This window comes from Metallibacterium sp. (assembly GCF_054637675.1).
This window is the reverse complement of the sequence record NZ_JBTSRB010000038.1, coordinates 18778-28416: the sequence shown is the minus strand read 5'-3', so window position 1 is coordinate 28416 and position 9639 is coordinate 18778. Positions and strand designations below refer to the sequence as shown.

The window sequence follows — 9639 nt, the reverse complement described above, 5'->3', positions numbered from 1 at the left end:
GGTCAGCTCCGGTGGCTCCAGCGTGATCATGACCCTAGTCATGCTCGGCGTGCTGCTGCGTGCCAGCTACGAGATCGCGCGCGCCGAGGATGCGCGCCGCCTCGGCGCCGTCACCCCGCAGTTCGCGGAGGCCGCGGCATGAGCGATGGACGTCCGGTGATGATCATGGCCGGCGGCACCGGCGGGCACATCTTCCCCGGCCTGGCCGTGGCCGAGGTGCTGAGCGCGCGCGCGGTACCGGTGGTGTGGCTGGGCGCGGCCGGCGCGCTGGAGACGCGCCTGGTGCCGGCGCGAGGCATCCGCCTGCTGGAGCTGCCGGTGCGTGGCGTGCGTGGCAAGGGCTGGAATGCGCGTCTGCGTGCGCCGTGGATGCTGCTGGGTGCGCTGCGCGCGGCTTGGGCCGCGCTGCGTCGCGAGCGCCCGCGCAGCGTGCTGGCGTTGGGTGGCTATGCCGCGGGGCCGGGCGGTCTGGCCGCGTTCCTGCGTCGCGTGCCGCTGGTGGTGCACGAACAGAACGCAATGCCAGGGATGACCAATCGCGTGCTGGCGCGCCTGGCACGGCGCGTGCTGGTGGGCTTTCCGGATGCGCTGCCGCATGCCACGTGCAGCGGCAATCCGGTGCGCGCAGCGATCGCCGCGTTGCCTGCACCCGCGCAGCGTTTCGCCGCGCGCACGGGACGCGCGCGCCTGCTGGTGATGGGCGGCAGTCAGGGCGCGCGCGCGCTCAATCTCGGCGTACCGGCCGCACTGGCGCTGCTGCCTGCGGCTGCACGTCCCGAGGTGTGGCATCAGTGTGGCGCGCAAGGCGTGGAGATCACGCGCGCCACATATGCCGAAGCGGGCATCGAGGCGCGCGTCGAGCCATTCATCGAAACCATGGAGCAGGCCTATGCCTGGGCCGATCTGGCGCTGTGCCGCGCCGGCGCGCTGACCCTGGCCGAGCTGGCCACGGCCGGACTGGGCGCGATCCTGGTGCCGTATCCGCACGCCGTGGACGATCACCAGACGCGCAATGCCGCGTTCATGGCCGGCGCTGATGCCGCGCGTCTGTTGCCCGAATCCGCATTGAGCGCGCAATCGCTGGCGCAGGAACTCGGCACGCTGCTGGCTGATCGCGCACGCTTGCTGGACATGGCCATGGCGGCGCGCGCGCTGGCGCGGCCGGATGCCGCCGACCGTATCGCCGATGCCTGCCTGGAGGTGGCGCGATGAGCCCGCGTCGCCTGCTGCCGCACGAGGACTTCATGTACGCGTTCCGGCGCGTGCACTTCATCGGCATTGGCGGTGCCGGCATGAGCGGCATCGCCGAGGTGCTGCACACGCTGGGCTACGTCGTGTCCGGCTCGGATCGCGCAGGCTCGGTGGTCACCGAGCGTCTGGCTGCGCAGGGTATCGAGGTGCATATCGGCCACGCCGCCGCGCAGGTGCAGGGCGCCGATGCCGTGGTCGTCTCCAGCGCCATCGCCGCCGACAATGTCGAGTTGCTGGCGGCGCGCGCCGCACGCATTCCGGTGGTGCCGCGCGCCGAGATGCTGGGCGAGCTGATGCGCTTCCGTCGTGGCATCGCCATCGCCGGTACCCACGGCAAGACCACCACCACCAGCCTCACCGCCAGCGTGCTGGCCGAGGCCGGCTACGACCCGACGTTCGTGATCGGTGGCCAGTTGCTGGCCGCGGGTACGCACGCACGTCTCGGCGCCGGCGAGTATCTGGTCGCCGAGGCCGATGAATCCGACGGTTCGTTCCTGATGCTGGCGCCGGTGCTGGCCGTGGTCACCAACATCGATGCCGATCACCTGATCAATTACGGCGGCGATTTCGCGCGTGTGCGCCAGGCCTTCGATGATTTTCTGCATCGCTTGCCGTTCTACGGCACCGCGGTGCTGTGCAGCGATGACGCCGAGGTGGCCGCGCTGGCGCAGCGCACGCCGCGCAGCGTGGTCACCTACGGCACGGCCGCCAACGCCGACGTGCGCGCCAGCGCCATCGCGCAGCACGGCGCGCGCATGCACTTCGATCTGCATCTGCCCGGGCGCGATGTGGCGCTGGCGGTGAACCTCAATCTGCCCGGTCGGCACAACGTGCTCAACGCGCTGGCAGCGGCGGCGGTGGGTTGGCAACTGGGGGTCGATGCGCAAAGCATCGTCAACGCGCTGGACCAGTTCCAGGGCGTGGGCCGGCGCTTTCAGCAGCGCGGCGAGATCGCGCATGCGCGCGGGCACGCGTTGCTGGTCGACGATTACGGCCACCACCCCAGCGAACTGGCCGCGGTGTTCGCCGCCGCGCGCGGCGGTTGGCCGCAGCGCCGCCTGGTGGTGGCGTTTCAGCCGCATCGCTATTCGCGCACGCGCGATTTGCTCGATGACTTCGCGCGCGTGTTGGCCGAGGTCGATGTGCTGGTGTTGAGCGAGGTTTATGCCGCGGGCGAGACGCCGATCGCCGGTGCCGATGCGCGCGCGCTGGCGCGTGCGGTGCGTGCGCGCGGCAAGGTCGATCCGGTGCTGGTCAACAGTGCGCGAGAACTGCCGCAGGCGCTGGCGGCGCTGCTCGAAGACAACGACCTGCTGCTGCTGATGGGCGCGGGCGATATCGGTCAGACCGCCAATGCGCTGGCGCATGCCGGCAAGGTGCTTGAGGAGGACAAGGCATGAGCCACGTCGATGATGCGCGCGCCTTCGGTCGCGTCGCGGTGGTGATGGGCGGCACCTCGGCCGAGCGCGCGGTATCGCTGGATTCGGGCAGCAACGTGCTCGCCGCGCTGCGCGCGCGCGGTGTCGATGCGCACGGCATCGACGGCATCCCCGCGCTGCTGGATGCGGTGCGCGCCGGACACTTCGCGCGCGTGTTCAACATTTTGCATGGCGGCGGTGGCGAGAACGGCGAACTGCAAGGCGCGCTGCAGTCGCTGCGCATTCCGTTCACCGGCTCGGGCGTGCTGGGTTCGGCGCTGTCGCTGGACAAGATTCGCGCCAAGCAGGTGTGGCAGGCACTGGATCTCTCGACGCCGCGCTTCAAGGCTCTGACACGTGGTGCCGACGTGCATGCGGCGGCGCGCGCGATCGGTTTTCCGCTGGTCGTGAAGCCGGCTTGGGAAGGCTCCAGCGTGGGCGTTACCCGCGTGTTCGCAGACAAAGATCTGAACGCTGCGGTCGAACTGGCCCAACGCTATCCCGGCGATCTGCTGATGGAAACGCTGATCGAGGGCGACGCGAACGAGGGGGGTGAGTACACCGTCAGTATCCTCGGGCGCGAAGTGCTGCCAACGATCAAGATCGTGCCCAAGGGCGAGTACTACGACTACAACGCCAAGTACGTCGCCGAAGACACTTTGTATATCTGTCCAGGTTTGTCGGGTGCTGCCGAGCAGGCGATGCGCACGTTGGCGCTGGCTGCGTTCGACGCGCTGGCGTGCTCGGGCTGGGCGCGTGTGGACATCATGCGCGATCACCATGGACACGACTGGCTGCTCGAGGTCAACACCGCGCCCGGCATGACCAGCCATTCACTGGTGCCCAAGGCCGCCGCCGCGGCTGGCATGGATTTCGAAACCCTGTGCTGGCGCATTCTGGAAACATCCTTGCCGACGGAGGCGCCGTGACGCGCGCCAGCGCCATCCGTCTGAGTGGCTGGCTGCTGGCGCTGGCGGTGCTGGCCGTGCCGGTGGTCGCGGTGCTGCGTGGCTGGCTGGCGGCGGGGCAGTGGCCGGTGAAATACCTCACCATCGATGCGCCGTACACGCATGTCAGCGCCGCCGAGGTCGCCGTCGCGGTGCAGCCGCTGCTGCAGAAAGGCTTTTTCGCGGTCGATCTGCAGCGCGTGCGCGCGGCGGTCGCGGCGTTGCCGTGGGTGGCCGCGGTCGAGGTGCGCAAGCGCTGGCCGAATACCCTGGTCATCAGCCTGCGCGAGCACCAGCCGTGGGCGCGCTGGACCGGGAATCGCCTGGTTGGCGCCGATGGCAGCCTGTTCAGCGTGCCCGCCGCGCAGATGCCGGCGGCGCTGCCGCAATTGATCGGCCCGCACGGCACGCTGCCCGAGGTGATCGCGTTCTACCGCGGCGCCGCTGTCGCCTGCACGCCACGCGGCCTGCATGTGGCCGGGGTGCAACTGACCGCGCGCGGCAGCTACACGCTGGAGCTGGCCGATGGCGCGCGCATCGTGATCGGCCGCGACCAGTCGCAGCAGCGTCTCGGTCGGTTCCTGACGGTGTGGCCGCAACTGGCGGCGCACCACAGCCAGATGTTCGTGTATGCCGATTTGCGCTACGCCAACGGTTTTGCCGTGCGCTGGCCGGATGCGTCCGCGCCATCCGCCACGTCCTCTTCCACGCCCAGTGCAGGAAATACCTGAGCCATGAACCGACGCAGCGACAAGCAACTGGTGGTGGGGCTCGATATCGGCACCTCGAAGGTCATGGCCGTGGTCGGCGAATACGCGCGCGGCGAACCGGTCGAGGTGATCGGAATCGGCTCGCACGTGGTGCGCGGCATGAAGCGCGGCGCGGTGGTGGATATCGAATCGACCATGCACGCGATCCGCGGCGCGGTCGAGGAGGCCGAGCTGATGGCTGGCTGCGAGATCCGCTCGGTGCACGCGTCGATTTCCGGCAGTCATCTGGAAACGCTGAACTCGCATGGCACCGCGGCGATCCGCGAGCGCGAAGTCAGCGCCGCCGACATCGAGGCGGTACTCGCGGCGGCCAGTGCGGTGGCCATCCCGGCCGATCGCAAGGTGCTCTACAAGGAGCCGCAGGAGTTCCGCATCGATGGTCAGGACGGCATCCGTCATCCGGTCGGCATGAGCGGTGTGCGTCTGGAGGCCAACGTGCATCTGGTCACCGGCGCGGCCAGTCCGGTGCAGAACCTGGTCAAATGCATCGAGCGTTGCGGCATCACCGTGGATGCGCTGATTCCAGCCGCCACCGCCAGCGCGCGCGCCGTGCTCACCGACGACGAGCGCGAGCTGGGCGTATGCCTGATCGACATCGGTGCCGGCACCACCGACATCGCCATTTACGCGCAGGGCGCGGTGCGCTACACGCGCGCGCTGCCGGTGGGCGGCGATCAGGTGACCAACGACATCGCCTTCGGCATCCACACGCCCACGGCCAACGCCGAGGAAATCAAGATCAAGTACGCCTGCGCGCTGCCGCAGTTGGCGCACAGCGACGAAACCGTGCAGGTGCCCAGCGTCGGCGATCGCCCGCCGCGGCGCCTCGCGCGTCAGGCGCTGGCGCAGTGCGTGCACGACCGCTACGAGGAAATCTTCGAGATGGTGCAGGACGAGCTGCGCCGCTCGGGCCTGGACAACCTGCTCAGCGCCGGCGTGGTGCTGACCGGTGGCGCGGCGCCGATGGAGGGCGCGCTGGAGCTGGCCGAGGAGGTATTCCACAAGATGGTGCGCATCGGCATGCCGCAGATGGTCGGCGGCAAGGCCGAGGCGGTGGCCAATCCGGTGCACGCCACCGCCGTGGGGCTGCTGCTGCACGCGGCGCGCGGTGATGTAGCCGTGCCCAGCGGCAATCTGGATCGCATGATCGGCCGGCTCAAGGGCTGGCTGGGGAAGAACTTTTGAACGCGCGTTACTGCCGGACAGATCAAACACCCGCGTGTTTGACCGGCGCGCGTGGCCGGCCGCTGCAATCGGCGCTGGCGCACCAGGCAATTCGATGGCACCGGAACGCCATCGGCGGCGGCAACGCCGCATCCCCGAGCAACGCCGGATGCGTGCCCTCGGGGCCACCGCAAGCAGATGCAATTCAACGGAGGACGGGACATGTTTGAAATGATCGAAAGGGCAACACCCAACGCAATCATCAAGGTGATCGGCGTGGGCGGCGGCGGCGGTAACGCCGTGGCGCACATGCTGGGTTGCGACATCGAAGGCGTGGAGTTCATTTGCGCCAACACCGATGCGCAGGCGCTGAAAAACTCGGGTGCGCGCCAGGTGCTGCAGCTCGGCGCCAACGTCACCAAGGGTTTGGGTGCCGGTGCCAATCCCGAGGTCGGTCGTCAGGCCGCGCTGGAGGATCGCGAGCGCATCGACGAGGCGCTAGCCGGCGCCGATATGGTGTTCATCACCGCCGGCATGGGCGGCGGCACCGGAACCGGCGCGGCGCCGGTGCTGGCGCAGCTGGCCAAGGAACGCGGCATCCTGACCGTGGCCATCGTCACCAAACCGTTCCCGTTCGAGGGCCGGCGGCGCATGCAGGTGGCGTTGAAGGGCATCGAGGATCTGTCCCAGCATGTCGATTCGCTGATCACCGTGCCCAACGAGAAGCTGCTCAGCGTGCTCGGCCGCGAGGCCACCATGCTCAGCGCGTTCAAGGCCGCCAACGAGGTGCTGGTCGGTGCGGTGCGCGGCATCGCCGATCTGATCACTCGCCCCGGCTTGATCAACGTGGACTTCGCCGACGTGCGTACGGTGATGAGCGAGATGGGCATGGCGATGATGGGCAGCGGCACCGCGCGCGGCGATGATCGCGCCCAGGCCGCGGCCGAGGCGGCGATCAGCAACCCGTTGCTGGACGACGTGAACCTGAACGGCGCCAGCGGCATTCTGGTCAACATCACCGCCGGTCCCAACATGACCATGCGCGAGTTCGATGAGATCGGTCGCGTGGTGCACGACTTCGCCGCCGAAGACGCCACCGTGGTGATCGGCACCACGCTCGACGCCGAGATGCAGGACGACGTGCGCGTCACCGTGGTCGCCACCGGACTCAACCGCAACGTGGCGCGCAGCACGCGCCCCGCGGCGCGCGAGGAGATGGTGACGCCGCAGCCGCGTCCACGTCCGGTGATGCTGCGCACTGGCACCGGACCGGCCGTGGCCGTCGCGCCGGCACGCGCCAGCGCCAGCGTGCCGCGCGTGCGTGCCGACGAGCAGGCCGACGCCATGCAGCAGCAGGTCACGCCGCCGCCGGCGGGTTTCGACTACATCGACATCCCGGCCTTTTTGCGCAAGCAGGCCGACTGAGCCGACGCTCGGTCGCAGGATCGCGGCTGGCGCCTGTCGCCACCGTCGCCCCCGTCCGCGGGGGTGGCGGCAGGTCAGGTGTCGGTGGTGCGGCGCCGGTAATTACTATACGTCAAGGTTTACTTTATCCCCCGTAAACCCTGTGTTACATTCCGGGCCACTTTGGCAGCTGCCCCGCCAGGTTAAAACAATGATCAAGCAGCGCACGTTGAAAAACGTCATCCGCGCCACCGGCGTCGGCTTGCACACCGGGGACAAGGTCTACATGACCCTGCGCCCGGCTGCGCCCGATACCGGTATCGTGTTCCGCCGCACCGACTTGCCGACGCCGATCGACATTCCCTCGCGCTGCGAGTTCGTCGGCGACACTCAGTTGTCCAGCACGCTGGTGCGTGATGGCGCCCGCGTCGGCACCGTCGAGCACCTGCTGTCGGCCATGGCGGGTCTGGGCATCGACAATGCCTATGTCGATTTATCCGCGCCGGAAGTGCCGATCATGGACGGCAGTGCCGGTCCCTTCGTATTTCTGCTGCAATCGGCGGGTATTGAAGAGCAAGCCGTCGCCAAGCGCTTCATTCGCATCAAAAAGCCGATCAAGGTCGAGGACGGCGACAAATGGGCGCGCTTCGAGCCTTTCAACGGCTTCAAGGTGGGTTTTTCCATCGAATTCAAGCATCCGCTGTTCACTTCACGCACCTCACGGGCGGAGATCGATTTTTCCACCACCTCGTTCGTCAAGGAAGTCAGCCGCGCGCGCACCTTCGGCTTCATGCACGACATCGAAATGCTGCGCGAGCGCAACCTCGCCATGGGCGGCTCGATGGACAATGCCATCGTGCTCGATGACTACCGCGTGCTCAACGAGGACGGCCTGCGCTACGAGGACGAGTTCGTCAAGCACAAGATCCTTGATGCGATTGGCGATTTGTATCTGCTCGGTCACAGCCTGATCGGCGCGTTCTATGGCCACAAGTCCGGGCATGAGCTCAACAACCGCCTGCTGCGCACGCTGATGGCCGATGCCGCGGCTTGGGAAGAGGTCAGTTTCGACGACGCCGAGCTGGCGCCGATCTCCTACGCGCATCCGGCGCAGGCGATCTGAATCACAGTTTGGATTGCTGACACAATTCGTGACGAAAGTGCGGGTTTCGGCCCGCGCCCGCGATTACGATTTGGCGAGGGATGCCAAAGCCATGAAACGGGCCCGCAGTTCCGGGTCTAGAAGGGAATTCGCCGCGGCGCGCAGATGACGCGCGGCTGCGGGGGAAAGCGCAAGTCGCGCTGTCGGCTCAGGAGGGGGCGCAGGCAGTGGGGCAATTTTGATGGTCAGTGTGCGTGCGCTCACCCCAAGGGTGCGCGCCAGGCGCAGGATCGCGGCCTGCTCCATGCGCAGCCGTGATGCCCACGCCGCGCTGCTGGCCACGAAAACGATGCGCTCGCCGTGTACGCCACCCAGCCTTACTTGCTCGGCCAGCGTGGGTAGCAAGCGTTGGCGCAGTTGCTGATCCAGTTTCTCCAGGACCGCGGCCTTGGTGAACAGGTCGCCGAGACTGCTGCAGTCCGCAAGACTCTGTGGGCCGCACACGCGACGCGACTGCCGACGGGGCGATTGCATGAACCGTGAACCTCGGAATTGCCGAACATGAACATCATACTGGTCTCCGACTCGCGCAAGGCGCCCCGCAGCATCGACCTGCGCCATTCGCGCCAGCGTCTGCTGGCGCTGGGCGCGCTGGCCGGCAGTGCGCTGGCTCTGATCGCACTGGGCGTGGCGCTGAGCTGGCTGATCTACAGCCCGCGCGATCACGCGCTGGCTGAAGTACGCACGCTGCGCGCGCAGTTGAGCGCACAGCGAGCCGATCTCGATAGCGCGCAGCGCGGCGCGCAGCGCGATCTCAACGCGCTGGCGGTCAAGCTGGGTCAGCTCGAAGCGCAGTCGTTGCGCCTGGGCGCGCTGGGCGAACGCCTGGCGCGGGCCGGAAAACTTGACGGTGGCGAGTTCAACTTCGACACCGACCCCGCGATCGGCGGACCGGAAGTACCCCTGCAGCAGGTCAGCGCGCTGCCGCAGGACATCGACCGCGGCCTCACCGCCTTGCGCCTGCGTTTCGACGCGCAGCAGACCCAGCTCGGCCTGCTTGAGCGCCTGCTGCTGGATCGCAAGGTCGATGCCGCGGCACAGCCCAGCGGCATGCCAGTGGCCAACGGCTTCATCGATTCCTACTACGGCCCACGCACCGATCCGTTCACCGGTGGCCGCGAATTCCACACCGGGCTCGATATTGACGCGCCCGCGGGCACGCCGATCACCAGCGTGGCGCGCGGCATCGTCAGCTTCGCCGGGGTGCGCAACGGTTACGGCAATGTCGTCGAGGTGGACCACGGCAACGGTTATCTGACCCGCTACGCGCACGCCGAAAAACTGCTGGTGCACGTCGGCGAGCCGGTGCGCGTCGGGCAGGAACTGGCGCTGGTGGGCTCGACAGGACGCTCCACCGGACCGCACGTGCATTTCGAGGTCTGGTATCGCGGCAAGGTCATCAATCCGCTGGCCTTCGTGAAGGCCCGGCGTCGTTTGTAAGTGTTGCGGCCGCGCGCCTTGCTGCGCACATGTCAGTGCGTGCCTGGCCGCGGCACGCCCTCGCCGTTGAATTCGCGCCGCGC

9 protein-coding genes are annotated in these 9639 nt (G+C 68.0%); 8 read left to right on the top strand and 1 reads right to left on the bottom strand.

The window, feature by feature from the left end:
* Positions 1-138 precede the first annotated feature (138 nt).
* The 7 genes from murG to lpxC all read left to right on the top strand — a co-directional run bounded on the left by murG (position 139) and on the right by lpxC (position 8077).
* Positions 139-1212 (top strand): undecaprenyldiphospho-muramoylpentapeptide beta-N-acetylglucosaminyltransferase, encoded by a 1074-nt coding sequence (gene murG / locus ACYDAT_RS11510; RefSeq protein WP_461450232.1) that lies wholly within the window; start codon positions 139-141, stop codon positions 1210-1212.
* On the top strand, positions 1209-2651 hold the full coding sequence (gene murC / locus ACYDAT_RS11505; protein ID WP_461450230.1) for a UDP-N-acetylmuramate--L-alanine ligase: 1443 nt from the start codon (positions 1209-1211) through the stop codon (positions 2649-2651). Before murG ends, murC begins: the two co-directional genes overlap by 4 nt.
* Positions 2648-3598: a D-alanine--D-alanine ligase gene (locus ACYDAT_RS11500; protein WP_461439009.1), complete on the top strand. Its 951-nt coding sequence runs from the start codon at positions 2648-2650 to the stop codon at positions 3596-3598. Before murC ends, ACYDAT_RS11500 begins: the two co-directional genes overlap by 4 nt.
* Positions 3595-4347 (top strand): cell division protein FtsQ/DivIB, encoded by a 753-nt coding sequence (locus ACYDAT_RS11495; protein WP_461439010.1) that lies wholly within the window; start codon positions 3595-3597, stop codon positions 4345-4347. The genes ACYDAT_RS11500 and ACYDAT_RS11495 overlap by 4 nt, the downstream gene beginning before the upstream one ends.
* A 3-nt stretch (positions 4348-4350) precedes the next feature.
* Positions 4351-5571, top strand: coding sequence for a cell division protein FtsA (gene ftsA / locus ACYDAT_RS11490; RefSeq protein WP_297921510.1), 1221 nt, complete (start codon positions 4351-4353; stop codon positions 5569-5571).
* Between the two features lie 201 nt (positions 5572-5772).
* The gene (gene ftsZ, locus ACYDAT_RS11485) at positions 5773-6975 is read left to right on the top strand and encodes a cell division protein FtsZ (RefSeq protein ID WP_461439011.1); all 1203 of its coding nucleotides are present in this window, start codon (positions 5773-5775) and stop codon (positions 6973-6975) included.
* A 190-nt stretch (positions 6976-7165) separates the two neighbouring features.
* Positions 7166-8077, top strand: a complete 912-nt coding sequence (lpxC, locus tag ACYDAT_RS11480) for a UDP-3-O-acyl-N-acetylglucosamine deacetylase (protein WP_461439012.1) — start codon at positions 7166-7168, stop codon at positions 8075-8077.
* Between the two features lie 63 nt (positions 8078-8140).
* Here lpxC and ACYDAT_RS11475 read toward each other — a convergent pair whose 3' ends face one another.
* Positions 8141-8590 carry a DciA family protein gene (locus ACYDAT_RS11475; protein ID WP_461450228.1) on the bottom strand — a complete coding sequence of 150 codons (450 nt, stop codon included), beginning with the start codon at positions 8588-8590 and terminating at the stop codon, positions 8141-8143.
* Between the two features lie 27 nt (positions 8591-8617).
* On the opposite strand from ACYDAT_RS11475, the gene ACYDAT_RS11470 reads away from it, so the two are divergent.
* Positions 8618-9556, top strand: a complete 939-nt coding sequence (locus tag ACYDAT_RS11470; RefSeq protein WP_461439014.1) for a peptidoglycan DD-metalloendopeptidase family protein — start codon at positions 8618-8620, stop codon at positions 9554-9556.
* Positions 9557-9639: the final 83 nt, after the last annotated feature.

Coding starts and splice junctions, on each gene's coding strand:
- murG (WP_461450232.1), top strand. CDS start 139: ATGAGCGATGGACGTCCGGTGATGATCATGGCCGGCGGCACCGGCGGG.
- murC (WP_461450230.1), top strand. CDS start 1,209: ATGAGCCCGCGTCGCCTGCTGCCGCACGAGGACTTCATGTACGCGTTC.
- ACYDAT_RS11500 (WP_461439009.1), top strand. CDS start 2,648: ATGAGCCACGTCGATGATGCGCGCGCCTTCGGTCGCGTCGCGGTGGTG.
- ftsA (WP_297921510.1), top strand. CDS start 4,351: ATGAACCGACGCAGCGACAAGCAACTGGTGGTGGGGCTCGATATCGGC.
- ftsZ (WP_461439011.1), top strand. CDS start 5,773: ATGTTTGAAATGATCGAAAGGGCAACACCCAACGCAATCATCAAGGTG.
- lpxC (WP_461439012.1), top strand. CDS start 7,166: ATGATCAAGCAGCGCACGTTGAAAAACGTCATCCGCGCCACCGGCGTC.
- ACYDAT_RS11475 (WP_461450228.1), bottom strand. CDS start 8,590: ATGCAATCGCCCCGTCGGCAGTCGCGTCGCGTGTGCGGCCCACAGAGT.
- ACYDAT_RS11470 (WP_461439014.1), top strand. CDS start 8,618: ATGAACATCATACTGGTCTCCGACTCGCGCAAGGCGCCCCGCAGCATC.